Source organism: Salinirubellus salinus (assembly GCF_025231485.1).
Taxonomy (GTDB): domain Archaea; phylum Halobacteriota; class Halobacteria; order Halobacteriales; family Haloarculaceae; genus Salinirubellus; species Salinirubellus salinus.
On sequence record NZ_CP104003.1, the window covers coordinates 732,730 to 755,444 of the forward strand.

Here is a 22,715-nt window from a genome sequence, read left to right on the forward strand (position 1 = left end):
CCCCCGTCGGGCCGTTGTAGAACCGATTACAGGACCGGCCGGTGGGTGCGAGCGCGGCGCAAACGACCCCCGCTCCGAAACGGTTTAGTCCGAAGTCCGCACACGGTCAGTATGCCGACAGAGGGTGTCGCGGAGTACGACCCGACACTGGGGAACAAGTTCGTTTTCGTCACCGGCGGCGTCATGTCGGGCCTGGGAAAGGGCATCACGGCCGCGAGCACCGGCCGGCTGCTCGCCAACGCAGGCTTCGACGTGACCGCCGTCAAGATCGACCCGTACCTGAACGTGGACGCCGGGACCATGAACCCGTACCAGCACGGTGAGGTCTACGTGCTGAAAGACGGGGGCGAGGTCGACCTCGACCTCGGGAACTACGAACGGTTCCTCGATGTGGACATGACGTTCGACCACAACGTCACCACCGGGAAGGTCTACAAGGAGGTCATCGAGAACGAACGGGCCGGTGACTATCTCGGGAAGACCGTCCAGATCATCCCGCACATCACCGACGACATCAAGCGGCGCATCCGGGAGGCCGCCGAGGGTTCCGACGTCTGTCTCATCGAGGTCGGCGGCACCGTGGGCGACATCGAGGGGATGCCGTACCTCGAGGCACTGCGCCAGTTCGCCCACGAGGAAGACGAGGAGGACATCCTGTTCGTCCACGTCACGCTCGTCCCGTACTCGAAGAACGGTGAACAGAAGACCAAGCCGACCCAGCACTCCGTGAAGGAACTTCGCTCCATCGGCCTCCAGCCGGACGTCCTCGTCGGCCGTTCGGAGGACCGCCTCGACCCCGAGACGCGAGAGAAGATCGCCCTGTTCTGCGACGTGCCGACCGACGCCGTGTTCTCGAACCCGGACGTCGAGGACATCTACCACGTCCCGCTGATGGTCGAGGAGGAGGGCCTCGACGAGTACGTGATGGAGCGGCTGAACCTCGCCGCCGACGCGCTGCCCCACAGCGAGCGGGACAACCGCTGGCGGGACATCGTCACGCAGGAACAGACCGGCGAGGTGGACGTGGCACTCGTCGGGAAGTACGCGCTGGAGGACGCCTACATGTCCATCCACGAGGCGCTGAAACACGCCGGCTTCGAGCGCAACGTCAACGTGAACGTCCTCTGGGTCGACGCCGACGAGATGAACGCGGCCCACGAGGACCGACTCGAGCGCGCCGAGGCCATCGTCGTCCCCGGCGGGTTCGGGGCCCGCGGCACCGACGGGAAGGTAGATGCCATCAACTACGCCCGCGAGCACAGCGTCCCCTTCCTCGGACTCTGTCTCGGCTTCCAGATGGCCGTCATCGAGTACGCCCGGAACGTCCTCGGACTGGAGGGGGCGAACAGCGCCGAGATGGACCCGGACACACCCCACCCGGTCATCGACATCCTCCCCGAACAGTACGAGGTGGAGGACATGGGTGGGACGATGCGTCTGGGTGCCCACGAGACGGACATCTCGCCGGGTACCATCGCCCACTCGCTCTACGGTGCCGACTCCTGCACGGAGCGACACCGCCACCGCTACGAGGTGAATCCGGAGTACATCGAGCGACTGGAGGACGCCGGCCTCGTCTTCTCCGGGAAGGCGAACAACCGGATGGAGATACTGGAACTCCCGGCCGACGAGCACCCGTACTTCGTCGGGACGCAGTTCCACCCCGAGTTCCGCTCGCGGCCGGGCCGCGCGAGTCCGCCGTTCGTCGGCCTGCTCGACGCCGCCATGACCGAACAACGTGAGGCTGCCGCGGACGAGGAGGTGACGCTCTGATGGTCGACGCCGAGGCGTTCGTCGAGGAGAAGGTCACCGAGATACGCGAGGCCGTCGGCGACGGACACGCCATCATCGCGCTCTCCGGCGGGGTGGACTCGTCCACCGCCGCCGCGCTCGCCTACGAGGCGCTCGGCGAGGAACTCACACCCGTCTACGTCGACACCGGCCTGATGCGCAAGGGCGAGACCGAGGAGATCCGCGAGACGTTCGACTACATGGAGTCGCTCCGCATCGTCGACGCGCGCGAACGGTTCCTCGACGAACTCGCCGGGATCACCGACCCCGAGGAGAAGCGTCACGCCATCGGCGAGCAGTTCATCCGCGAGTTCGAGACGGTCGCCCGCGAGGAGGACGCGGACTACCTCGTCCAGGGGACCATCTACCCGGACCGCATCGAGAGCGAGGGGACCATCAAGTCCCACCACAACGTCGGCGGCCTCCCGGAGGTCGTGGACTTCGAGGGTATCGTCGAGCCGATGCGCGACCTCTACAAGGACGAGGTGCGCGAGGTGGCCCGCCACCTCGGCCTCGAGTCCGTCATCTCCGAGCGGATGCCGTTCCCCGGTCCCGGCCTCGCGGTGCGTATCGTGGGCGAGGTGACCGAGGAGAAGGTCGAGGTCGTCCGCGAGGCGACCCACGTCGTCGAGGACGAACTCGAGGAACACGACCCGTGGCAGGCGTTCGCCGCGGTCCTCGGGAAGGCGACGGGCGTGAAGGGTGACAACCGGGTCCACGGCTGGGTCGTCGCCGTCCGTTCGGTCGAGTCGCGCGACGGGATGACCGCCCGGGCACAGGAACTCCCGTGGGACGTCCTCCAGCGCATCCAGTCACGCATCACCGGCACGAGCGAGAACGTCTCGCGTGTCGTCTACGACGTGACCCACAAACCGCCCGCGACCATCGAGTACGAATGAGTCGGCGCTCGTGTCCGTCGCGTGATACAGGCGTGGCCCCGATTTATGTGGGTGGGGTGGGGAGTCTCCGATGACCATGGCAGTAGTTGCCGGTCCGGACGAGGACGGTCTGGGGGACGCACTCGAAGTCGGCGGGGCGACGGTGAACCGCGCGGGGGGGACGGCGGCACGCCCGCAACTCGAGGAGGCCGGCATCGTCGACGCGGACCTGTTCGTGTTGACGGACGCGCGCCTCGCCACCTCGATCCCGGTGGCGAAAGACCTCAACCCGGACGTCAGGGTGGTGGTCTACGCCCGGGACACGGTGCCCGAGTTCGCTCGGGGGCAGGCGGGCCACATCGTCGACCCGCGGTTGCTGGACGCGGAGACGGTGGCCGAGGAGTTGCTCTAAGCCGACGCGCCTGGCTCGCTTCGCACTCCCCGTCGATATCGGATCGGGACACGTCCCGGGTAGACTCTCTCGGATTCGGGATATTCGGAGACTCTGCTGGCACGTGACAATCTGTATCTAAATACTCTCGATACGAATACTTGCCGTGCAATCACGACGTACGTTCTTGCAGACTGTCGGTGTTGTGGGCGCAGTTGGTACCCTCGGTGTGGGTGTCACGGCAGCACGACCGCCGCGCGATGGTGACACCATCGTCGACGTGGCCATCGCAGCGAACACGGAGGGTCCGTTCGCCGGCGAGCTCGACACGCTCATCGCGGCCGTACTCGCGGCCGAACTGGACGGCCCCCTGAGTGGGAACCGCCAGCTGACGGTCTTCGCGCCGACGGACGACACCTTCGCTGCGGTGGGGCTCACGGTCGACCAGGACGGTGTTCTCCAGGTGGCCCCGGCGACAGCGGATCTGCTCGCCGACGCGGGGCTCACGCTCGCGGACGTCCTCCTCTACCACGTGCTCCCCGGCCGACGTAAGGCACAGTCCATCCTGCCGGTGTCGGGCGTGCCGACGCTGTTCGGGGCTCGTGTCGAGGTGGACGGAACGACCCTCAACGACGGGCAGGCGAGCATCATCGCCACCGACATCCCAGCCTCGAACGGTATCGTCCACGTCATCGAGGGCGACAGCGTCCTCCTGCCGTAACGGGAACGACCTACTCCTCGATTCTCTCTCCCAACTCCGCCAGCCGAACGGCCCCTGCACGGACGAACGGGGTCCCGTGGCCCATGGCCAGTATCTCGACGGCGGGTTCGCGCTCGGCCAGTTCGTGGATGCTCTCGGTGACGGCCTCCGTGTCGTACGAGAGCGCCCACGGCGACGGCGAGAGCTCGCCGTGGTTCTCCATGACGAGGTCCCCGACGAACGCGACGTTCCGGACCTCGGAGACGTACGCGGTGTGCCCCGGCGTGTGACCGGGGGTGTGGTAGGCGGTGAACGACCCGATCTCGGCCTCGTCGGCGACGAGTTCGGGGTCGGCGTTCGGCTGTGTCGTCACCGGGCCGAGGAGCCGCTGGAACAGCCCCTTGTGGTGGAACGCGGGCGGTTTCTCGCGGCCCATCAGGAACCCGGCGTCGCCGGCACCGACGTAGCAGGTGGCCCCGGAACTCTCGAGCAGGCTGGCCAGTCCCCCGACGTGGTCGACGTCGTAGTGGGTCACGAGGATGCGTTCGAGGTCGGCGACCTCGTGCCCCGTCTCCCGGATCGCCGCGCGGATGCGGCCGCCGTCGCGCGGCGTGCCCGTGTCGACGAGCGTCAGGTCACCGTCGTCGTCGACGAGGTAGGCGTTCACCCTGGTCCACCGGCTCGGGCCGGCACCACAGGGTATCTGCCAGACACCGTCACCGAGTTCCGTAATCATGAGGGTGGGTAGGCCACGCCCTGTCAAGATACTGTCGCAACTCCGGGTGGGTCCGTCCCCCGTTCAGACGCCCAACCGCGACCGGACGGCGCCCGTCAGCGCACGGACCTTCGAGGGTCGTCGGATGCGCTCCATCTCGTCGTCCGTCAACTCGAAGTCGAACACGTCGCGGTTGGCGGCGATGTGCGTCCGGGAGGTGGCCTTCGGGATGACGCTGACGTTGGGGTGCTGGAGACACCAGCGGATGGCCACCTGCGCGGCGGACTTCCCGTAGCGGTCGCCCACCTCGGCGAGGACGTCGTCGTCGAGCACGCCGCCGTGGCCGAGCGGCGAGTAGGCCGTCAGCAGCAGGTCGTGTATCTCGCAGTAGTCGAGGAGTTCACGCTGGTCCCAGTAGGGGTTGAACTGCACCTGGTTCGTCAGGAGCTCGTGGTCGGCGGCCTCGCGGGCGGCGTGGAGGCGGTCCACGTCGAAGTTCGAGACGCCGATGTGGCGAACCTTCCCGTCGTCGACGAGCGTGTCCATCGCTCGGAGCGTCTCGGCCACGGGCACCCGCTGCATCGGGTTGTGTATCAACAGGAGGTCGACGTAGGAGGTGCCGAGTTTCGCCAGCGACTCCTCCGTCGAGCGGCGCACCGCGTCGTGGTCGCGGTTGCCGTTGCCGAGCTTCGTGGTGAGGAACACGTCCTCGCGGTCGACCTCGCTCGCCGCGAGCGCGTCGCCGACCTCGCGTTCGTTGCCGTAGGCCTGCGCGGTGTCGAGGTGTCGGTACCCGAGTTCGAGGGCCTCGCGCACCGCGCGCTCGCAGGACTCGCTCGTGAGCCGCCACGTTCCGAGGCCGAGCGCCGGGACGTCGACGCCCTGTACGGTCACGTCGGGGATGCCGGTCATGCCGGTCCTACGGCCGGCGGGCAAAAAGCGGTGACGCAACCGGCGTCTCAGACGCGGACCACGCGGAGTTCGTAGCCGTCACCGAGGCCGTGGACCTCGCGGAAGGTGGCGTCGACGAACTCCGCGGCGTGTTTCGCGTCGGCGATGACCGAGACGTACACGACGCCGGCGTCGGCCTTGCGCGTCTCCGGCTGCTTGAGTTTGAAGACGGGGAACGACCCGAGGAGCTCGTCGAGGCGCTCGCGGGCCGCGTCGTCGAGCTCGAGACGGAGCACCCGGTCGGTGTACTCGACGACGGGAGCGGCCGAGTCCCCGTCGGCGGCGACAGGGTGGCCCTCGAACCTGACGCCGTCGCTGCTGCGCGCGCGGTGGGCGGTCACGGCGTCGACGGCCAGTCCCAGCCGGTCGGCCGGGTCGGTCGCTTCGAACCGGGTCACGGCGTCCGAGAGGTGGCCGGTCCTCAAAAACCCTCGCGAAGTGGGGGCGAGCGGCGGGATGCGAGTCCTTGGCCTGCCACCGAGACACGCGCTCGGGCCGAGGGAAAAGGCATATCCCCGTGCCACGGTACCTGCCGAGCATGAGCGAATCCGGGGCGTACTACACCGAGGAACGCTGGAACAACTGGCTCGACAGGCTCCGCGAGGAGGACGTCGACCCGGAGGACGAGGACGCCGCGCGACTGTTCTTCAACCTGATGGACGACGCGGCCATCGCGGTAGCGAAGGTGCTGACCGAGCTCGAGGAGGGTGAACTCGACGCCGAGGCCGCCCAGTCGGAACTCGAGCGTATCCGCGAGATCGTGATGACCGAGGTCGAGTTCGACGACGAGGAGAAACTCGTCTTCGTCGACACGATCCAGACGTCGCTCCTCTCCGTGTTCTACGCCGCCGAGGAGTACGTCGCCGCCGGCCCCGCCGAGGAGGGGACACCGGAGGAGTACGTCGAAGCCGCCGCCGACGCCGAGGCCGAGGAGGACGTCGACGCCGCGCTGATGTACTGCGTACAGGCCGGTACCCTCATCATCGACGGCGAGGAGTTCGACACCCGGCTGGCCGAGGAGATAGAGTACGGGTACGTCGCGAACTTCGTCGACGGGCTGACCTCCCTGCAGGAGGCGCTCGCCGACCCCGAACTCGTCGAAGAGGAGGACTGACGTCGCCAGCGTCCCGACCGATTTCACGTCCGACACGTCCGTACTGTTTTTACCGGCCTGCCCTGTAGGTTGAGTGAATGAGGGGCTGGAGCGACGAGCGCGGGCAAGCGATCCAGGTGGGAGCGATCATCCTGTTCGGGTTCCTCGTCGTCGCGTTCGCGGGTTACCAGGCAGTCTCGGTGCCGAGTCAGAACCAGAACGTGGAGTTCCAGCACTCGATGGCGGTCACGGACCAGATGCAGGAGTTCCGTGCGGACACCATCGAAGCGGCGAGTACGGGAGCGACCCGGTCACAGGCGTTCAAACTCGGCACCTCGTATCCGGCACGACTGTTCGCCGTGAACCCCCCGCCAGCGAGTGGTCGGCTCGCGACGACGACGTTCGGTGGCGGGGAGTACGTCCTCGACGCGCCGGGGGCGAGCCTGGAGGACATTTGTGGGTTGAGTACGGGCTCCGGGAACAGCGTGGGTTCGCAGGCGCTTGTGTACGAACCGGACTACAACGAGTACACGCAGGCACCGAACGTGGTCTACGAGAACACGGTCACCTATCGAGAGTTCCCGGGCAAGGTACGACTGGACTCAGGGCAGACGATTATCGACGGAAGCACCCTGACGTTCGTGCCTCTGACTGGGGATGTGAGTGAGTCGGCGAGCGCGACTCGAACAGTGGACATCTTCCCGGGTCCCGCTGGAGTCGAGAACATATCTCCTACCAGTTCATTCCAACTTCGTATTCCGACGGCTCTAACCGCGGATGATTGGCGGACACTACTGTCAGACGAGTTCACTCCTGATGGAAACGTCCAGAGCGTTACCTCGTCAGGAGGGGACGTAGTCGTCACGCTGAGTGGGGGCGAGTATACCGTACTATGCCCCGTGAATGGGCTTGGTAAAACCCCAGCAAACGAACCTTCGCAAGAACTGAACAGAGGGGGAGATGGGGGCTCCAGTTTGAACCCTGGTGATGCGGGTGATGTTCGTCTGGATAGTATCGAACGTAGTGATGATGACAAGGACAATATTGTACTTACGTTCGAAAATACGGGGGATGACGTGAGATTGACCGAGGGACGTTTCAATTTCTACTTCTCTAGCAACCAGAATGGTCCGGAACAGCTAGATGTACTCAACACGACAGCTCCAGAAGTGTTGATGGCAGAGCTTCAAATCAGGGGTGAAACAAAAGATTCGTCTCCGGAGCAGATTTTCTCCGGCGGAGGAAGCAACACTAAGTTGACAATCAGTTTCGATACTTCCGGAAATGCCAAAGTGCAAAAGAAAGACTATTTCGTCGTCCTACTTCGCTTCTCGGACGGTCAAGAATCTCTCTACTTCGTCGATATACCACAGAACTGAGACCACAACAATCTATGAGTGTCGGCTCACAAAGCGGCACAAACTCCCGCGCCCAGACCTCCACCCTCGGCGTCCTCTTCGCCGTCCTCCTCGTCCTCGTCTCGGTCACGGCCGTCTCCGTCGCGGCGCTCGGTACGCTCGACACCGAGGACTCGACGTTCGTCGGCGTGAGCGTCGAGGTGACGACCGACGCCGTCGTCGTCTCCGGGGAGGGAGGAGAGTCGGTGCCCACGAGCGACCTCACGTTGATCGTGGACCGCGACACGACCCAGCGGTACGGCTTCGAGACGCTGACGGCCAACGAACGGTTCGGCCCCGGGGACAGGGTGCGACTGGAGCTCTCACCGCTCGAGTCGTTCGGCGACCTCCTCGGGGTCCGTGTCGTCCACGAGCCGAGCCAGCGGTCACTGTTCACCGACCGGCTGGTGGTCCGGCGGGCGACCCCGGTGCCGGTCGGGGCGGGGCGGCCGGTCGGGGCAGCCTCGGTCACACCGACGAGCACACGGACACCAGTGGGGACGGACTCGCCAGCAGCGACCTCGACTCCCACGGCGACCCCGACGGCCACCGCGACCCTGACAGCGACCGTCACCACGACCCCCATCCCGACACCCACGCCGACGGCGACACCGACACCGACCGAGACGCCGACGCCCCAGGTGCCCACCATCGAGTCGGTGTCGACGGACGCCTACAAGAGCAAGAACACGGACCTCGTCTCCGCGACGGCGAGCCTCTCGGGCGTCGATGGCGACGAGCGGGTCGTCTTCGAACTGCGAGATAGCGAGGGGACGCTGCTCGACGGGGCCACCGACGAAGGGTCGGGCGACGGACGTGTCGCTGCGCTCCTCGGCGCCTCGCGTGGGGACAGGGACAAGCGCTACAGCCTCGTGGTGACGGTGTACGAGGGGGAACGGGTGGTCGACTCCGTGACCGTCGCGCTCGACGCCCCGTGAGCGTCCTCCACACGCATGATTTCGACGACTGTCGATACGAGCGTCGACAACCACTTGTACCGGGACGCGATATCTGCTTGCATGACAGACGTCGGAATCGACGCCATCGAGATACACGCGGGGAAACTCAAACTCGACCTGCCGGGGACGTTCGCGCCGGCGAAGGGCGAGGACCCGGAGAAGTACACGAAGGGGCTGGGGCTCCACGCCTCGTCGCTCCCGGACGTCTACGAGGACATCGTGACGATGGGTGCCAACGCGGCGAGGAAACTGATGGACCGCAAGGGCCTGGAGCCGGCGGACATCGGCCGCATCGACGTGGCGACCGAGAGTGCGTTCGACAACTCCAAACCCGTCTCGACGTACATCGCGGGCTGTCTGGAACAGGTGTACGAGGGTGACTTCCGGCACGCGAACAAGGGCGAGCGGAAGTTCGCCTGCGTCGCGGGGACGCAGGCCATCGACGACGCGTACAACTGGATTCGCGCGGGGCGCAACCGTGGCCGCGCGGCGCTCGTCGTCGCCACCGACACCGCCCTGTACGCCCGCGGCGACGCCGGCGAGGCCACGCAGGGTGCCGGTGCGGTGGCGATGCTCATCGACGAGGACCCGAGTCTGGTCTCGCTCTCGACCGAGCAGGGCTACGGGAGTATGGACGAGACGGACTTCCTCAAGCCGAACCAGCAGTTCCCGAGCGTCGACGGCAAGCGCTCGGTGCAGGTGTACCTCGCCCGCATGCGCGAGGCGCTGACCGACTACGAGAGCGTGGCGACGGACACCCACCCGGACGACTTCGTGATGGTGCCGTTCCACACCCCGTTCCCCGGTATGGTCCGGAAGGCCGCGTTGCTCGGGTACCGACACATGATCCGTGACACGGAGATCGAGGAGGCGCTCGCGGACGAGATCGGGCGTCAACCCCGCCCCGAGGCGTTCGAGGACGACGAGTCGTACCTCGACGCCATCGCCGAGTACACGGACAAACTGAAGGGGACCGACCGGTACCGTGAGTGGTACGCCCGGTCCATCGACCCGACGCTCGAACTCGCCCGGCACGTCGGGAACTGGTACACCGGGTCGGTCCACGTCGCCCGCGCCTCCGGCCTGAAACACGCGCTGGAGAACGACCTCGACATCACCGGGAAGCAGCTCCTCGTCGCCTCCTACGGCTCGGGTGCGCAGGCGGAGGTCCACTCCGAGACGGTCCAGCCCGACTGGGAGGAGGAGATCGCCGGTCTCGACATCGACGACCAGCTCGCGGCACGCCGCGACATCACGTTCGAGGAGTACGAGACGGTCCACGACGTGCACAACCACGACGAGGAGACGGACGTCGACCCGTTCACCTCGCCCGAGGCGGAGTTCGTCTTCGACGGCTGGGGCCGCATGGGCGAGCGCCAGTACCGCTACGTGGAGTAATCGGGCTCGACGCGGTGCGCGCCACGTCGACGACCGTCCCGGTGGCCCCGACCGTGGCTGGTGAGCCGCCCACGTTCTGCCGAACTCGACCGTCCCGCAGAGTCGAAGCTACCTTAACGACCGTGGGTGTCTCCGATGGTATGAGCACGGACACGGACCTCGACCCGGCGACGGGTAGCGAGGCGTCGGCGGAGACGACGGAGCACGAGAACGCGGCGCAGCAGGTGGTCGCCGTCGACTCCGAGGACAACGAGCAGGAGGTCGTGAACCGCCTCAAGGCGCACACCGGTGACGGCATCCGCCACCGCGCCTTCACGGTCCTCGTCTTCGACCGTGACGACAACGTCCTCCTGGCTCAGCGCTCGCCTGACAAGCGGCTCTGGGACACCCACTGGGACGGCACCGTCGCCTCCCACCCCGACCCCGGACAGAGCCAGGAGGAGGCGACCCGAGAGCGACTCGAGGAGGAACTCGGTGTCACGCCCGACCAGTACGACGACCTGCGTATCACGGACAAGTTCGAGTACAAGCGCTACTACCTCGACGAGGGGCTCGAGTGGGAGGTCTGTGCGGTGCTGAAGTGTACGCTCTCGGACCGGACGCTCGACCCCGACCCGGCCGAGGTCGGCGGCTGGATGTGGGTTCCCTACGAGCACCTCTGGAACAACCAGCGGCTCTACCGGCAACTCAGACTCTGTCCGTGGTTCGAGATGGCGATGCGGCGCGACCTGACCGAGTAACCACGCCCGACCCGTGGACACGCTCACGGGGCCTGTCGGGTCAGCGCCGGCCGCGGCGGCGGTGGCCGTCTCGCGGCCGGCCGAGTGAGTACGGCTTTTGCGTCACCGGCACCTCCTGCCGACCGTGACAGACACGGACCTCGACCCGGAGCTCCACGAGACACTCGACGGACAGGTGGCCCTCGTCACCGGTGCCAACCGCGGTATCGGCGCCGAGATCGCCCGACGACTGGTCGACCACGGCGCGACGGTGTACGCCGGCACGCGCTCAGGGTCGAACGAGACACCCGAGGGGACCGAACGGGTCCTCCTCGACGTGACACAGGAGGGTGAGATCGAGGACGTGGTCGACGGCATCTTCTCCGAGGTCGGCCGGCTCGACGTCCTCGTCAACAACGCCGGTGTGTTACACTCGGGTAACGACCTCGTGGCGGAGCCGACCCGCGAGATAGACCGGACACTCGCGACGAACCTTCGCGGCCCGATGCTGACCTGCAAGCACGCGGTCCCGTTGCTCCTCCAGCACGAGGGCGGCAGGGTCGTGAACGTCTCCTCCGGGATGGGGGCGCTGGGCGAGGCCCAGAGCGGCGGGACGCCGAGCTACCGCGTCTCGAAGACCGGCCTGAACGGCCTCACGGCGTACCTCGACGGCGAGTACGGCGGCGAGGGGCTAATCGCCAACAGCGTCTGTCCGGGGTGGGTCCGGACCGACATGGGCGGGGAGAACGCGAGTCGGAGCGTTGAGGCTGGCGCCGAGACACCGGTGTGGCTGGCCCGGTTCGCCCCCGGCGCTCCGAGCGGGAGGTTCTGGCGGGACAAGCAGGCGCTCGACTGGTAGGCGCCCGAATCAGACGCTCCCGCGCGACGTGCCGACGAGGAGGACGCCGACGACGAGGATGGTGACACCGATGGCCCCGAGGATGATCTCGAGTGCCATCGACTCGATGGGAGCGAACGCCATCGCGCCGATGAGCGCCATGCCGATGAGCATCCCCCCCGTGCCGAGTCGGGTCTTCTGTGTCGGGTCGAGTTCCTTGGCCGCGGCGACCGCCTGTGACATACTAGTCGCTTCGCCCGACGGGATATGAACGCCACGCTATCGCGCCGCCACAGGCGTGTTGACAACCATCACACTGCGCGCGAGGGTCGATGCGCTGCCAGTCACGCCGTCTCGGCTCCCGGCAGGCCGAACCTCTCGGCCACTTGTGGACGGATGGCGGGTCTAGAGCGGTTATACGTATTATAACTCACGCGTTTCCACACAAAACCTTGCGTTAGTGGTCTATTATTCTCGCAAGGTTTAAACTACGGCAACACAACGCCGTAGACGTTACCAGATGACCACCGACGCACTGCGGACGGCTATCGTGCTGTACACCAGCGGGACCATCGACGACGCGGCGGCGGCGCGGTACCTCGGTCTCTCCCCGGAGCGGTGGGCGACCTATCGCCGGACGCACGGGCTCACGGCTCCCGGTCGTGACACGACCCGCGAAGACCCGATGGCCGTCTGAGAACCGTCCACGAACTGTTCTGCACAGTTCAGGAGACAGTTAATGCGTGGGTAGTTATCGACGTATACGACAGTCCTCCGGCTATGACACGAGAGTCGGAAACTCCTGTCGACGGTCGGTCTACGGCGCCATCCCGACGGTCCGTCCTCCGGGCCATCGGTGTCGGCGGTGGTGTCGCCATGCTCGGCGGTGTGGCCTCGGCCAGGCCCGGCGAAGGCCGTGGTCGGGGTCGTGGCCGCCCGGACGAGCGTCAGTCCGAGGACGGCCCCGGCGGGTCGAACGGCGCCGACCCGAAGGCGGCCTGTGGGGAGTGCTCCGAGGGCTACTACTACGAGAAGATAGACGGCGCGCCGGAGAAGGGCGACGAGTACACGCTGGAATCCGGCGCCACCATCATCATCACCGACGTCGAGAAGAACGACGACGGTGAGGTCGTCTGTATCAAGTTCGACTCCGACGGCATCGTCGAGAAGCTCTGCATCAAGGGTGGCCCGGAGACGAAGGTGTACGACGACGTCACGCTCGCTGACTACGACGAGAGGTGGTTCTGTGCGCCGGACAACCCGAACTCGGGGAAGAAGTACGAGATTAGCAACGTCGCCTACTGCAACTCGCCCGCCGTGATGTTCCAGGCCGACCTCGTGGTCGGACCGGCCATCTGCCAGTTCGACGAGTCCGAGGGCGTGACCTACAACGCTCAGAACCGCATCCTCAACTCGACGACGTTCGCGTTGCCGGCGGCCGTCGCCAGCGAGACCGTCGGCGTCTCCTGCGCCGGCGGGAGCGGAACCTCCGTGTCGGAGTTCGAGGACAAGGACCAGTGCTTCAGCCCCGACTGGGCGTTCTTCGACGCCGAATCCGACGGGAAGGTGTCGGTCCGGTGGCAGGGGACCGTCGACTGTGACGAGACGCTGCCGCTGACGCTGGCCGTCTACCGACTGCCCGCGTCGGGCGAGATCTACCCGCTCGACGACCAGACGCTCGTGGCCTGCGCGTCCATCGGCGTGGACGCGTCGACCAGCAGCGTCAGCATCGGCGACGGGGACTCCTCGAACGACCTGTACCTGTACGTCACCGACGGCTGCTCGAACACGGTCTGAACGAACGAGAGATCGGCTCGGGCCCACCCGGCCCGCTGGTCACTCGCGACGGACGGCGATGTTGAGGACGACTCCGTCACACTTGGAGCAGACCCCCTGCGCGACGGTCGACAGGTAGCGGGTGCCACACTCGGTGCACTCGTAGTAGTACATGTGCTACCAGACGACACGGACCGAGATGAGCGTGTCGAATCGTGTGGGCGAGAACGACGTTCACGCGCCTCAGACCGTCGTGAACGACAGTTCAGCGGCCGGACTCAGGGCCGGGTCGTCGCCCACACCGCCAGCGCCCCCAGCAACAGCGCCGGGAGCAGCGGCAGGACGAGGAAGGCGTCCCGGTAGCCCAGTCCGATTGTCGTCAGCAGTCCCTGCGCTCGCGGGAGGAAGAAGATGGTCATCGGGATGACGCCGAACGCGAGGAACAGCATCCCGACGAGCACCCACCCACGAGCGCCGAACTCGCGGTCCTCACCGCGGGGCTTCGGTCGTTCGCCGTGCCGGTCGTCCGGGTCGGCGGTCTCCTCCTCGTCGAGTGCCCCCGGTTCGGACCGGAACGTGTCGTCGCTCTCCTCGGCCATTGGCGGCCCTACGTCCGCTCAGTTGTTGTACGCTTCGTGTTCCTCGCCGTACTCGTCGTCCGGGACGACGACCACGGTCCCGAAGCCCTCGCGGTCCTCGAGCATCTCGTGGGCGCGAGCCGTCTCGGACATCGGGAGCACCGCACGGATGCGCGACTCGAACGTGCCGTCCCACACCTTCGCGAGGACGTCGTCCATCTCGCCCTCGGTGCCCATCGTGGAGCCGTAGATCTCGAGCTGCTTCCAGAAGACGCGCGTGAGGTTCGTCTCGGCCATCGGGCCGGAGGTGGCACCGCAGGTGACGATGCGCCCGCCCTTCGCGGCCGTCTTGATGGAGTCGCCCCACGTCGCCTGCCCGACGTGGTCGACGACGACGTCCACGCCACGCCCGTCAGTCTCGCTCAGGATCCAGTCCGCGAAGTCCTCCTGCTCGTAGTCGAGGACGTGGTCCGCGCCGAGTTCCTCCGCGTACTCCAGTTTCTCCTCGCTGGAGCCGGTGGCGTACACCTCGGCACCACTGTTGACAGCGATCTGGAGCGCCGCGTGGCCGACCCCGCCCGACGCCCCGAGGACGAGGACGGAGTCGGACTGGTCCACCTCCGCGCGCGTGACGAGCATCCGCCACGCCGTCTGGAACACGAGCGGTGCGCTCGCGGCCGTCACGAAGTCCACGTGTTCCGGGACGGGGACGAGGTTCTCCTCCGGGACGGCCGCGAACTCCGAGTGCACGCCGCCCATGTGCTCGCCGATGAGGGCGAAAGACTCGCAGAGCGAGGTATCGCCGTCGCGGCAGAACTCACACTCCCCGCAGAACGTGGCCGGCGAGACGGCGACGTGGTCGCCGGGTTCGAACCGGGTCACGTCCTCGCCCACCTCGCTGACGACGCCCGCCGCGTCGCTCCCCGGGATGTGGGGGAACTCACCCGGCGAGGGCATCCCCTTGCGCGTCCAGACGTCGAGGTGGTTCAGGCCGCCCGCCTTCACCTCGACGAGGACCTCGTCGCGACCGAACTCCGGGTCCGGCAGGTCTCCGTACTCCAGTACGTCTGTGTCGCCGTGCTCCTCGTAGTAGACGGCCTTCATATGCCGGGTCGTTGATTGGGCACCCCAAAGGTTTGCCGGTGCCGGCGAGTGTGATTTTTCCCGCTGCCGGTCGAACGCGAGGTATGACCGAGCACTCCCACGGCAGTGACGACGGCCACGAGCACGACCACGACGGCCACGAGCACAACCACCACCACCACGACGTCTCGACGCTGGGGGTGGCTGTCGTCACCGTCTCCTCCACCCGGTCGCTGGACGACGACCCGGCCGGCGACGCCATCGTCGCCGCCTTCGAGGCCGAGGGCCACGAGGCGGTCACCCGCGAGATGCTCCGTGACTCCTACGACGGCATCCAGGAGTCCGTGGAGGCGCTCTCCCGACGTGAGGACGTGGACTGCGTGGTCACCACGGGAGGGACGGGCGTGACGCCGGACGACGTCACCGTCGAGGCCGCGCGCGACATCTTCGGGAAACGCCTGCCGGGGTTCGGCGAACTGTTCCGTCGGCTCTCCTACGACGAGGTGGGTACCCGCGTGGTCGGGACACGCGCCACCGCCGGCCTCGTCGAGGGGACGCCCGTCTTCTGCCTGCCGGGGAGCGAGAACGCGGCCCGCCTCGGCGCCGAGGAGATCGTCGTCCACGAGGCACCGCACCTCGCCGGCCTCGCCACCCGCGACGAGGACGACGAGGACGACGGGCACGACCACTCTCACGACTGACCCTACGCCGACCCGAGGCCGCCGGCAGAGCGCAGGACTGCCGTCCCGTCCTCGCGTCGCTCGACGTGGAGGTCACCGCCGAACGCCCGGACCACCTCGGCGTTCGAGGCGACGTGGTCGGTCACCCGCGGCACCGCGACGGCCCCACCGCAGACGGCGAGCGGGACCATCACCTGGTCGGCGGTGTGGGCGTCGACGGCCGCGGTGCCGTCGCGGAAGGACTCGAACGCCTCGAGTACCGCTTCGGCGACGGCTTCGGAGGACCTCCCTGGCTCGCCGAGCGCGTCGAAGCCGGCGACGGCGTCCGTGAAGGTGGCGCGCAGACAACAGGCCGCCCCCGTCGAGTCCGCCGGCCGGTAGACGGCACGCCGGTCGAGGCCGGGGTGGGACTCTAGAACTCGGTCGGCCATCCGGTCGGCGACGGCGGCCTGCTCCAGGTCGTCGCTCGCGTAGGCGTAGACGGTCCCGCCCTCGAACGCCCCGCGGTCGGTGAGCGTGGCGTCGGCGGGCGACGACGGCGAGAGGTGGAGTGTCGCCTCGCCGCCACCCACCGGGTAGAAGCCGAGGCGAGCCACCTCGTCGCGGTAGCGCACGCCGAACCGAGAGACGACTCGGCGTTTCACCTCGGCGTGGTGCGCCATCGTCGGCGCCCACCGCACGTCCGTCCCGCCGACGACGGTGACCGAGAGCGGCTCGGAGAGGGCGTAGGCGACGGGCAGGAGGGCGTCGAACACGAGCGGGACACTGCCGGCGGTACCCACTTCGACGCGCACGTCCTCCCCGCCCACGGCCCCCGGTTCGAAGGTGACTGTCTCGCTCCCGCGTGCGCCACCCTCCACCTCGGCGTCGCAGACCCGCGCGACGGCCCAGAGCGCTGCCGCGTGCTGTGACTTCAGCCCCGGCTCCGGCCGTGACCCCCTGACGTTCCGCATCCGGAACGCCTCGCCCGTGAGCGCCGAGAGGGCGAGGGCCGTCCGCAGGAGTTGGCCGCCACCCTCGCTCCCGTCCAGTTCGAGCACGGCCGAACGTGAGGCCGGTCGGACGAGAACCCTGCGGTGCGGCCGATTCTTGTACCGCCGCGCCGACCCCGAGGTGTGAAAGAGACCATCCGACAGCGGGTGTGGGACGCCCTCGAGGCGTCCGGTGAGGCTCGCTTCCCCTTCCCACCTCACGGCCGCATCCCGAACTTCGCGGGGGCGCGGGCGGCGACGGAGCGACTCACCGAGACCCCCGAGTGGGAGGCAGCCGACGCGCTGAAGACGAACCCCGACTCCCCGCAACGCCCCCTCCGCCAGCGGGCGCTCGAGGACGGGAAGACCGTCTACATGGCGGTCCCACGGCTCGCCGACGAGCGGCCGTTCCTCGAACTCGACCCGGCCCGCATCGACGACCCGAGCGCCGCCGTCACGCTCTCCGGGTCAGAGGAGTACGGCGTGCAGGTCGGCCCGGACGCCGTCACGGTCGACCTCGTCGTCTCCGGCAGCGTGGCGGTCCGCGAGGACGGCGCCCGCATCGGGAAGGGCGAGGGCTTCTCCGACCTCGAGTGGGGTATCCTTTGGGACCTCGGTCTCGTCGACGCGGAGACGCCGGTGGCGACGACTGTCCACGAGCTGCAGGTCGTCGACGACGAGTGGGCGCCGGACGCCCACGACGTGCCGATGGACCTCGTGGTGACGCCGGAGCGGACGGTTCGGACGGGAGCCGAGGGGAAGCCCGAGGGCGTGGACTGGGTGGCGTTGCCGGCCGAGCGGCTCGAAGCGATGCCGGTGTTACGCGAGTTGGCGCCGGAGTAGTCGGTCTCCGGTGCCGGCCGTGGGCTGGCTCGCGGTTCCACCGCTCGCAATCAGGTGACGCTCGCTACGCTCGCGTCACCCGCTCCCGGGCATCGGTGCCAGCGACGCCGTGAACACCACCACGTCCTCGGTGTCGTTGCGCGCGCCGTGCGGGACGCCGCGTTCGTGGAACACCACGCCCGGCGCCTGCACGCGCTCTTCCTCCTCGCCCTGCAGCACCGTCACGGTCCCCTCGAGGACGTGGAACACGTTCGAGGAGTCGCCGTGTTCGTGGGCGTCCAGCAGCGCCCCGGGGCCGAGTGCGAACGCCTTGACGAGGACGTCGTCGTTCACGACGAGTTCGGCGGTCTGTACCTCCCCCTCCTCGGGGGTCAGCGCGGCCGCGTCACCGTAACGGTCGAGTGACATACCCGACCCGAGGACGCGCCGGGGCTTAGTTCCCGCCCCGGCCGGGGCCGTCGTACGCCGAGACCCACCCCTCGACGGCCGCGGTCAGGGCGCCGGTCGTGGAACCGAGGTTCAGCAACTGGTAGCCGGCGTCGGCCTTCGAGTTCACGTCGTCCATGCCGAAGCCGAGCCCGCCGACGGGGACGTTCGCGTCGAGCGCGGCCTCCAGCACCCGGTCCTCGGCCGCTGCCACGTCCGGGTGCGTCAGTTCGCCGGGGTGGCCCACCGAGACCGAGAGGTCGAGCGGACCGACGAAGACGAACCCGAGTTCCGGCACGTCGAGGATGGCCTCGAGGTCCGCGACGGCCGCGCGGTTCTCGATGGTCACGCCGACCATGGCCTCGCGATCCTCGCGGTCGACGTAGCCCTCGCGCTGCCCCCAGCGACGCGCTCGTGGCGACGCCAACCCACGCTCGCCGGGGTCTCCCTCGATGGTGAACCGGCTCGCACGGACCGCACGCTGGACCTCCGTGGCACTCTCGACGCGCGAGAGGAACACGTTCCGGACGCCGGTGTCGAGCACCTTGCGGACGAGCGCGGGGTCGGCCGTGGGGACGCGAACGAGCAGTTCCGTCCCCGAGCGCTCGGCGGCACGGGCGAACCCCTCGACCGCCTGCGCGTCCCACGGACTCGGCCCGCCGTGCTCGAGGTCCAGCCAGACGAAGTCCACTCCGAGTTCGCCGCAGAGTTCGACCACGGCGGGGCTGTACGTGTTGTCGAGGACGCCGAGTGCGACGTCGCCGGCCTCCAGACGAGCGCGCAGCGTGTCTGACATGGGTGGCGTGTCGGCCCGTGGAGACTTGGCGGTTCTGTCGCCCGACGCCAGCGTGGTAATATACGGGAACCGGCAGGGACCGGTCGTTCGGTTAACAACGTTCGGTCTATCCCCCAAATGTTCTTGTCGTGGAAACCCAAGCGGGGGTATGTCGTTCCAGACTGGTGCGGAGCACGAGGCGATTCGCAAGGCCGTCCGCGAGTTCGGCGAGGAGGAACTGCGTCCGGTCGCGCGCGAACACGACGAGAAGGGGAAGTACCCCGAGGACCTGCGCCGGCAGGCCGCGGAGCTCGACTTCGTCGCCCCCCACATCCCCGCGGAGTACGGCGGCGCGGGGATGAACATGCTGGGGCGGGTCATCGTGACGGAGGAACTCTGGCGCGCGGACCCCGGTCTCGGGAGCGCCATCGGCAGTGCCGGCTTCGGCTCCTCGATGATCGCGGAGTACGGCGACGAGTGGATGAAAGAGGAGTGGCTGACCCGCATCGCCGCCGGCGAGTCGGCCTCCTCGACCTGCATCTCCGAGCCGGCCCACGGCTCGAACGTGGCCGGGATGGAGACGACCGCCGAGAAGGACGGTGACGAGTACGTCATCGACGGCAACAAGATGTGGATCACGAACGGCACCGTCGCCGACGTGGCCGTCGTGATGGCCAAGACCGACCCCGGCGCCGGCCACCGCGGCATCAGCGCGTTCCTCGTCCCCACGGAACTCGACGGCTGGGAGGCGACGAAGATCGACAACAAGCTCGGCATCCGCGCGAGCGACCTCGCCGAGATACAACTCAACGGGGTGCGCGTGCCCGAGGAGAACGTCATCGGCACGGAGAACAAGGGGTTCTACCAGCTGATGGACTTCTTCGCCTCCGGCCGGACCGGTGTCGCCGCACAGGCCGTCGGGGCCGCGCAGGGGGCGCTCGACGTGGCGCTCGACTACGCCGACGAGCGCGAGCAGTTCGACCAGAAGATCGGCGAGTTCCAGGCCATCCGCCACAAGCTCGCCGACATGGCGACCGACACCGAGGCTGCCCGCTCGCTGACCTACCGTGCCGCGGGCGCCGTCGAGGCTGGCAAGGACGACAAGGCCGTCAAGCTCGCGTCCATGGCGAAGTACTTCGCCAGCGAGACGAGCGTCGACGTGGCCGACGAGTCCATCCAGGTCCACGGTGGCTCGGGGTACGTCTCCGACTACCCGGCCGAGCGGTTCTACCGCGACGCCCGCATCACGAAGATCTACGAGGGGACCTCGGAGATCCAGAAGAACATCATCGCCGACCGGCTGTTATGAGCCGTTCGGCAGTCGACCCCGTGGACCACGAGACGTGGTCGGCCGCACAGGAGGAGACGGAGGTCCGCGTCGACGGCCACGACCTGACCGTCGCCTACCGCGACGCGGGGCCCGAGGACGGCAAGCCGCTCGTCTTCCTCCACGGCATCCCGACGTGGTCGTACCTCTGGCGTCGCGTCGCGCCCGCCTTCGAGGACGAACGCCGGGTCGTCGTCCCCGACATGCTCGGCTACGGCAACTCGCAGGGTGGCGACGGCTTCGACCGCTCCATCCGCGCACAGGAGCACATGCTGCAGGCGCTCGTGGAGGACCTCGAACTCGGCGTCGTGGACCTCGTGGCCCACGACATCGGCGGCGGTGTCGCGCTCCGCTACACCGCTCACCACCCGGACCGCGTCGAGGACCTCGTCTGCTCGAACGCGGTCTGCTACGACTCGTGGCCGGTCGAGTTCGTCAACGGCCTTGGCCTGCCGGAGACGGCCGCGATGGAACCCGACGAACTGGAGCCCAAACTCGACTTCGCCTTCGGCGACGGGCTGGTCACGGACGACCCCGACCCCGCGTTCGTCGCGGGGATGAAGGCTCCGTGGATGCGCGAGGACGGCCCGCTGAACCTCTCGCGTGCAGCCGTGGCGACCAACACCAACCACACGACGGAGATCCCGTACGAGCACATCGACTCTCGCGTACTCTGTCTCTGGGGTGAGGACGACGTGATGCAGCCGCTCGCGTGGGGCGAACGGCTGGCCGACGACCTCGACGGGACGGTCGAGACGGTGTCCCCGGCGTACCACTGGGTCGTCGAGGACCAGCCCGACGCCTACGTCGACGCGCTCGCGTCGTTCCTGGTGTAGCCCATGCCGACCCCCACGATTCGACCGAAAGCGACTAGACCGGTCCCCGTGAGGTGCCGCGCATGACCGACGAGGCGCCCGACTGGAAGTTCAAGGAGCGGGACGTGCTGGTGCTACGGGAGCTCTCTCGTGACCCTCAGCTGTCCTCACGAGACCTCGCGCGCATCCTCGACGAGAAGTACGACATCCAGGTCTCGCACGTCACGGTCAGCGAGTCCATCCGCGGGATGCGCCAGCAGGGCGTCTTCCGCGAGGCCGTCATCCCCAACGAGGAGTACTTCCTGTTCGCCCTGTTCGAGTTCAAGTTCGACACGAGCAACTTCGCCGAGGGGTGGCGCCCGGCGATGGAGTACATCCGCGACTCGCCGAACACGCTGTTCTACTTCCTCTCGGACGGCGAGTACCAGTGGAAGTCGGTGATGATGTTCCCGGACCGGACCCGGGAGTCACAGTGGATCCACGACTGCTACAAGGAACAAGGCCACGTCATCGCGAACATCCGCAACAGCGTGGTCCACAACGTGCTGAAGTTCCGGACCGACCCGCGGCTCCTCGACAGCCTCGCCGAGCGAGACGAGTAGCCACGCGTCGGCCCCTCGACCGTCAGTCCCACTCGCGGAGCAGCGACTCCCCCACCGCCTCCAGCGCCTCGACACCCGACGGCTCGTCCATCTCCGGCACCTCCGTCACGGGCAGGTCGAACGTCTCGCGGACCGTCGTCAGTCGCTCGCGGTGGCGGTCACGCTGGCGGACACACCGGTCGCAGTCCTCGTTCACGTCGACGAGGACGCCGTTGGCGACGAGGTCCGACACCTCCACCTGCGCCTCGCCCAGCCGCGAGACCAGCCGCTCGGTCTCGGAGAGCACCAGCGCCTCGGGCCGGAACACGACACGGAAGGTCGTCAGGTCGGGGTCGCGTAACACCTCGGTCACCCGCTCCATCCGCGCCTGCAGGTCGGCGAACGCCTCGTCGGCCTCGTCCTCGCCGCGGAACGCGAACGGGCCGAGCACCACCGTCTTGACGCGGTCGGCGGTCTTCTTGGCCTTCGACCGGATGCCAGCGGCCGTCTCGACGGCGGAGCCGACCGTCTCCGGCAGGTCGAGCAGGCGGAGGGTGTGGCCGGTCGGGGCCGTGTCGAAGACGATGCGCTCCCAGTCGTCCATGTAGAGGCCGAACAGGTCGAGCGCCGCCACCTCGTCGGCGCCCGGCATCTTCGAGCCGAAGAGGTTGTCGAGGCTGTCGTCGCCCACGCGCATCCCGAGCGCCCGCATGTCCGAGGCCAGCGCCTCGCCCATCATCCGGTACGTGTCGGCCCGTACCGAGGGGTCGATCTCGACGGCGTGGAGGTCCGGGGCCACCTCCACGGGCTCGCTCGTCAGGTCCGTCTCCAGAGCGTCACCGAGCGAGTGGGCCGGGTCCGTCGAGAGCACCAGCGTCTCCTCGCCGTGGGCGGCCCGCGCGGCGGCGTACCCGGCGGCACAGGTGGTCTTGCCGACCCCGCCCTTGCCGCCGAACATCGTGTACTCGGACACGACTCCCCGTGGGGGCGCGTCCCGCATGAATCCACCTGCCGAGGTAGGTATTTGCCA

The 22,715-nt window shown here is 67.9% G+C and carries 28 protein-coding genes; 17 read left to right on the forward strand and 11 right to left on the reverse strand.

Features of this window, described 5'->3' with window-relative positions:
• Positions 1 to 111: 111 nt before the first annotated feature.
• The 4 genes from pyrG (at position 112) to N0B31_RS04105 (ending at position 3,781) form a co-directional block, all read left to right on the forward strand.
• Positions 112 to 1,773 (forward strand): CTP synthase, encoded by a 1,662-nt coding sequence (pyrG, locus tag N0B31_RS04090; RefSeq protein ID WP_260594569.1) that lies wholly within the window; start codon positions 112 to 114, stop codon positions 1,771 to 1,773.
• Positions 1,773 to 2,690: a glutamine-hydrolyzing GMP synthase gene (gene guaA / locus N0B31_RS04095; protein ID WP_260594570.1), complete on the forward strand. Its 918-nt coding sequence runs from the start codon at positions 1,773 to 1,775 to the stop codon at positions 2,688 to 2,690. Before pyrG ends, guaA begins: the two co-directional genes overlap by 1 nt.
• Positions 2,691 to 2,760: 70 nt before the next feature.
• Positions 2,761 to 3,081, forward strand: coding sequence for a DUF7126 family protein (locus tag N0B31_RS04100; RefSeq protein ID WP_260594571.1), 321 nt, complete (start codon positions 2,761 to 2,763; stop codon positions 3,079 to 3,081).
• Positions 3,082 to 3,226: 145 nt separating this feature from the next.
• The gene (locus N0B31_RS04105) at positions 3,227 to 3,781 is read left to right on the forward strand and encodes a fasciclin domain-containing protein (protein ID WP_260594572.1); all 555 of its coding nucleotides are present in this window, start codon (positions 3,227 to 3,229) and stop codon (positions 3,779 to 3,781) included.
• Between the two features lie 10 nt (positions 3,782 to 3,791).
• Here the strand turns inward: N0B31_RS04105 and N0B31_RS04110 are convergent, their stop codons facing one another.
• The 3 genes from N0B31_RS04110 to N0B31_RS04120 form a co-directional block, all read right to left on the reverse strand.
• On the reverse strand, positions 3,792 to 4,496 hold the full coding sequence (locus N0B31_RS04110) for an MBL fold metallo-hydrolase (RefSeq protein ID WP_260594573.1): 705 nt from the start codon (positions 4,494 to 4,496) through the stop codon (positions 3,792 to 3,794).
• Between the two features lie 63 nt (positions 4,497 to 4,559).
• The gene (locus tag N0B31_RS04115; protein ID WP_380627046.1) at positions 4,560 to 5,387 is read right to left on the reverse strand and encodes an aldo/keto reductase; all 828 of its coding nucleotides are present in this window, start codon (positions 5,385 to 5,387) and stop codon (positions 4,560 to 4,562) included.
• A gap of 47 nt (positions 5,388 to 5,434) precedes the next feature.
• Complete coding sequence (locus tag N0B31_RS04120) at positions 5,435 to 5,824, reverse strand: DUF7975 family protein (RefSeq protein WP_260594574.1); 390 nt, start codon at positions 5,822 to 5,824, stop codon at positions 5,435 to 5,437.
• A 140-nt stretch (positions 5,825 to 5,964) separates the two neighbouring features.
• Between N0B31_RS04120 and N0B31_RS04125 the strand changes: the two genes are divergently transcribed.
• The 6 genes from N0B31_RS04125 (at position 5,965) to N0B31_RS04150 (ending at position 11,851) form a co-directional block, all read left to right on the forward strand.
• Positions 5,965 to 6,540 (forward strand): DUF2150 family protein, encoded by a 576-nt coding sequence (locus N0B31_RS04125; RefSeq protein ID WP_260594575.1) that lies wholly within the window; start codon positions 5,965 to 5,967, stop codon positions 6,538 to 6,540.
• Between the two features lie 77 nt (positions 6,541 to 6,617).
• Positions 6,618 to 7,898 (forward strand): hypothetical protein, encoded by a 1,281-nt coding sequence (locus N0B31_RS04130; protein WP_260594576.1) that lies wholly within the window; start codon positions 6,618 to 6,620, stop codon positions 7,896 to 7,898.
• A 14-nt stretch (positions 7,899 to 7,912) separates the two neighbouring features.
• Positions 7,913 to 8,854: a hypothetical protein gene (locus N0B31_RS04135; RefSeq protein ID WP_260594577.1), complete on the forward strand. Its 942-nt coding sequence runs from the start codon at positions 7,913 to 7,915 to the stop codon at positions 8,852 to 8,854.
• Positions 8,855 to 8,935: 81 nt separating this feature from the next.
• Entirely contained in the window at positions 8,936 to 10,273 is a 1,338-nt protein-coding gene (gene hmgB, locus N0B31_RS04140; protein ID WP_260594578.1) for a hydroxymethylglutaryl-CoA synthase, read from the forward strand.
• Positions 10,274 to 10,413: 140 nt separating this feature from the next.
• Positions 10,414 to 11,013 (forward strand): NUDIX hydrolase, encoded by a 600-nt coding sequence (locus N0B31_RS04145; protein WP_260594579.1) that lies wholly within the window; start codon positions 10,414 to 10,416, stop codon positions 11,011 to 11,013.
• Positions 11,014 to 11,137: 124 nt separating this feature from the next.
• The gene (locus N0B31_RS04150) at positions 11,138 to 11,851 is read left to right on the forward strand and encodes an SDR family NAD(P)-dependent oxidoreductase (RefSeq protein WP_260594580.1); all 714 of its coding nucleotides are present in this window, start codon (positions 11,138 to 11,140) and stop codon (positions 11,849 to 11,851) included.
• Positions 11,852 to 11,860: 9 nt separating this feature from the next.
• Here N0B31_RS04150 and N0B31_RS04155 read toward each other — a convergent pair whose 3' ends face one another.
• Positions 11,861 to 12,073 (reverse strand): hypothetical protein, encoded by a 213-nt coding sequence (locus N0B31_RS04155; protein ID WP_260594581.1) that lies wholly within the window; start codon positions 12,071 to 12,073, stop codon positions 11,861 to 11,863.
• Positions 12,074 to 12,350: 277 nt separating this feature from the next.
• On the opposite strand from N0B31_RS04155, the gene N0B31_RS04160 reads away from it, so the two are divergent.
• The gene (locus N0B31_RS04160; RefSeq protein WP_260594582.1) at positions 12,351 to 12,527 is read left to right on the forward strand and encodes a DUF7317 family protein; all 177 of its coding nucleotides are present in this window, start codon (positions 12,351 to 12,353) and stop codon (positions 12,525 to 12,527) included.
• A gap of 179 nt (positions 12,528 to 12,706) precedes the next feature.
• Complete coding sequence (locus tag N0B31_RS04165) at positions 12,707 to 13,627, forward strand: hypothetical protein (RefSeq protein ID WP_260594583.1); 921 nt, start codon at positions 12,707 to 12,709, stop codon at positions 13,625 to 13,627.
• Positions 13,628 to 13,666: 39 nt separating this feature from the next.
• Here the strand turns inward: N0B31_RS04165 and N0B31_RS04170 are convergent, their stop codons facing one another.
• From N0B31_RS04170 to N0B31_RS04180, 3 genes are all read right to left on the reverse strand, one after another.
• Complete coding sequence (locus N0B31_RS04170; protein ID WP_260594584.1) at positions 13,667 to 13,780, reverse strand: rubrerythrin-like domain-containing protein; 114 nt, start codon at positions 13,778 to 13,780, stop codon at positions 13,667 to 13,669.
• A gap of 104 nt (positions 13,781 to 13,884) precedes the next feature.
• A complete protein-coding gene (locus tag N0B31_RS04175) occupies positions 13,885 to 14,205 on the reverse strand; it encodes a DUF7977 family protein (RefSeq protein WP_260594585.1) in 321 nt (106 codons plus the stop codon).
• An 18-nt stretch (positions 14,206 to 14,223) separates the two neighbouring features.
• A complete protein-coding gene (locus N0B31_RS04180; protein ID WP_260594586.1) occupies positions 14,224 to 15,288 on the reverse strand; it encodes a zinc-binding dehydrogenase in 1,065 nt (354 codons plus the stop codon).
• 83 nt (positions 15,289 to 15,371) lie between these two features.
• Between N0B31_RS04180 and N0B31_RS04185 the strand changes: the two genes are divergently transcribed.
• Positions 15,372 to 15,968, forward strand: coding sequence for a MogA/MoaB family molybdenum cofactor biosynthesis protein (locus tag N0B31_RS04185; RefSeq protein ID WP_260594587.1), 597 nt, complete (start codon positions 15,372 to 15,374; stop codon positions 15,966 to 15,968).
• Positions 15,969 to 15,970: 2 nt separating this feature from the next.
• On the opposite strand, the gene rtcA is transcribed toward N0B31_RS04185, so the two are convergent.
• Positions 15,971 to 16,987 carry an RNA 3'-terminal phosphate cyclase gene (gene rtcA / locus N0B31_RS04190; protein WP_260594588.1) on the reverse strand — a complete coding sequence of 339 codons (1,017 nt, stop codon included), beginning with the start codon at positions 16,985 to 16,987 and terminating at the stop codon, positions 15,971 to 15,973.
• Between the two features lie 75 nt (positions 16,988 to 17,062).
• Between rtcA and N0B31_RS04195 the strand changes: the two genes are divergently transcribed.
• On the forward strand, positions 17,063 to 17,761 hold the full coding sequence (locus tag N0B31_RS04195) for a 5-formyltetrahydrofolate cyclo-ligase (protein WP_260594589.1): 699 nt from the start codon (positions 17,063 to 17,065) through the stop codon (positions 17,759 to 17,761).
• Between the two features lie 75 nt (positions 17,762 to 17,836).
• Here N0B31_RS04195 and N0B31_RS04200 read toward each other — a convergent pair whose 3' ends face one another.
• Positions 17,837 to 18,169, reverse strand: coding sequence for a cupin domain-containing protein (locus N0B31_RS04200; protein ID WP_260594590.1), 333 nt, complete (start codon positions 18,167 to 18,169; stop codon positions 17,837 to 17,839).
• Between the two features lie 25 nt (positions 18,170 to 18,194).
• On the reverse strand, positions 18,195 to 18,983 hold the full coding sequence (locus tag N0B31_RS04205; RefSeq protein ID WP_260594591.1) for an HpcH/HpaI aldolase family protein: 789 nt from the start codon (positions 18,981 to 18,983) through the stop codon (positions 18,195 to 18,197).
• A gap of 148 nt (positions 18,984 to 19,131) precedes the next feature.
• Here N0B31_RS04205 and N0B31_RS04210 point away from each other — a divergent pair, with 148 nt between their 5' ends.
• From N0B31_RS04210 to N0B31_RS04220, 3 genes are all read left to right on the forward strand, one after another.
• Positions 19,132 to 20,271 carry an acyl-CoA dehydrogenase family protein gene (locus N0B31_RS04210; protein WP_260594592.1) on the forward strand — a complete coding sequence of 380 codons (1,140 nt, stop codon included), beginning with the start codon at positions 19,132 to 19,134 and terminating at the stop codon, positions 20,269 to 20,271.
• Positions 20,268 to 21,125 (forward strand): alpha/beta fold hydrolase, encoded by an 858-nt coding sequence (locus N0B31_RS04215; protein WP_260594593.1) that lies wholly within the window; start codon positions 20,268 to 20,270, stop codon positions 21,123 to 21,125. The genes N0B31_RS04210 and N0B31_RS04215 overlap by 4 nt, the downstream gene beginning before the upstream one ends.
• Positions 21,126 to 21,187: 62 nt before the next feature.
• Positions 21,188 to 21,706 (forward strand): MarR family transcriptional regulator, encoded by a 519-nt coding sequence (locus N0B31_RS04220; protein WP_260594594.1) that lies wholly within the window; start codon positions 21,188 to 21,190, stop codon positions 21,704 to 21,706.
• A gap of 22 nt (positions 21,707 to 21,728) precedes the next feature.
• On the opposite strand, the gene N0B31_RS04225 is transcribed toward N0B31_RS04220, so the two are convergent.
• Positions 21,729 to 22,658 carry an ArsA family ATPase gene (locus N0B31_RS04225; RefSeq protein ID WP_260594595.1) on the reverse strand — a complete coding sequence of 310 codons (930 nt, stop codon included), beginning with the start codon at positions 22,656 to 22,658 and terminating at the stop codon, positions 21,729 to 21,731.
• Positions 22,659 to 22,715: the final 57 nt, after the last annotated feature.

Excerpts from the sequence above, each read along its gene's own strand:
- pyrG (WP_260594569.1), top strand. The coding sequence starts at position 112 with ATGCCGACAGAGGGTGTCGCGGAGTACGACCCGACACTGGGGAACAAG.
- guaA (WP_260594570.1), top strand. The coding sequence starts at position 1,773 with ATGGTCGACGCCGAGGCGTTCGTCGAGGAGAAGGTCACCGAGATACGC.
- N0B31_RS04100 (WP_260594571.1), top strand. The coding sequence starts at position 2,761 with ATGACCATGGCAGTAGTTGCCGGTCCGGACGAGGACGGTCTGGGGGAC.
- N0B31_RS04110 (WP_260594573.1), bottom strand. The coding sequence starts at position 4,496 with ATGATTACGGAACTCGGTGACGGTGTCTGGCAGATACCCTGTGGTGCC.
- N0B31_RS04115 (WP_380627046.1), bottom strand. The coding sequence starts at position 5,387 with ATGACCGGCATCCCCGACGTGACCGTACAGGGCGTCGACGTCCCGGCG.
- N0B31_RS04125 (WP_260594575.1), top strand. The coding sequence starts at position 5,965 with ATGAGCGAATCCGGGGCGTACTACACCGAGGAACGCTGGAACAACTGG.
- N0B31_RS04130 (WP_260594576.1), top strand. The coding sequence starts at position 6,618 with ATGAGGGGCTGGAGCGACGAGCGCGGGCAAGCGATCCAGGTGGGAGCG.
- N0B31_RS04135 (WP_260594577.1), top strand. The coding sequence starts at position 7,913 with ATGAGTGTCGGCTCACAAAGCGGCACAAACTCCCGCGCCCAGACCTCC.
- hmgB (WP_260594578.1), top strand. The coding sequence starts at position 8,936 with ATGACAGACGTCGGAATCGACGCCATCGAGATACACGCGGGGAAACTC.
- N0B31_RS04145 (WP_260594579.1), top strand. The coding sequence starts at position 10,414 with ATGAGCACGGACACGGACCTCGACCCGGCGACGGGTAGCGAGGCGTCG.
- N0B31_RS04155 (WP_260594581.1), bottom strand. The coding sequence starts at position 12,073 with ATGTCACAGGCGGTCGCCGCGGCCAAGGAACTCGACCCGACACAGAAG.
- N0B31_RS04160 (WP_260594582.1), top strand. The coding sequence starts at position 12,351 with ATGACCACCGACGCACTGCGGACGGCTATCGTGCTGTACACCAGCGGG.
- N0B31_RS04165 (WP_260594583.1), top strand. The coding sequence starts at position 12,707 with ATGCTCGGCGGTGTGGCCTCGGCCAGGCCCGGCGAAGGCCGTGGTCGG.
- N0B31_RS04170 (WP_260594584.1), bottom strand. The coding sequence starts at position 13,780 with ATGTACTACTACGAGTGCACCGAGTGTGGCACCCGCTACCTGTCGACC.
- N0B31_RS04175 (WP_260594585.1), bottom strand. The coding sequence starts at position 14,205 with ATGGCCGAGGAGAGCGACGACACGTTCCGGTCCGAACCGGGGGCACTC.
- N0B31_RS04180 (WP_260594586.1), bottom strand. The coding sequence starts at position 15,288 with ATGAAGGCCGTCTACTACGAGGAGCACGGCGACACAGACGTACTGGAG.
- N0B31_RS04185 (WP_260594587.1), top strand. The coding sequence starts at position 15,372 with ATGACCGAGCACTCCCACGGCAGTGACGACGGCCACGAGCACGACCAC.
- N0B31_RS04200 (WP_260594590.1), bottom strand. The coding sequence starts at position 18,169 with ATGTCACTCGACCGTTACGGTGACGCGGCCGCGCTGACCCCCGAGGAG.
- N0B31_RS04205 (WP_260594591.1), bottom strand. The coding sequence starts at position 18,983 with ATGTCAGACACGCTGCGCGCTCGTCTGGAGGCCGGCGACGTCGCACTC.
- N0B31_RS04210 (WP_260594592.1), top strand. The coding sequence starts at position 19,132 with ATGTCGTTCCAGACTGGTGCGGAGCACGAGGCGATTCGCAAGGCCGTC.
- N0B31_RS04215 (WP_260594593.1), top strand. The coding sequence starts at position 20,268 with ATGAGCCGTTCGGCAGTCGACCCCGTGGACCACGAGACGTGGTCGGCC.
- N0B31_RS04220 (WP_260594594.1), top strand. The coding sequence starts at position 21,188 with ATGACCGACGAGGCGCCCGACTGGAAGTTCAAGGAGCGGGACGTGCTG.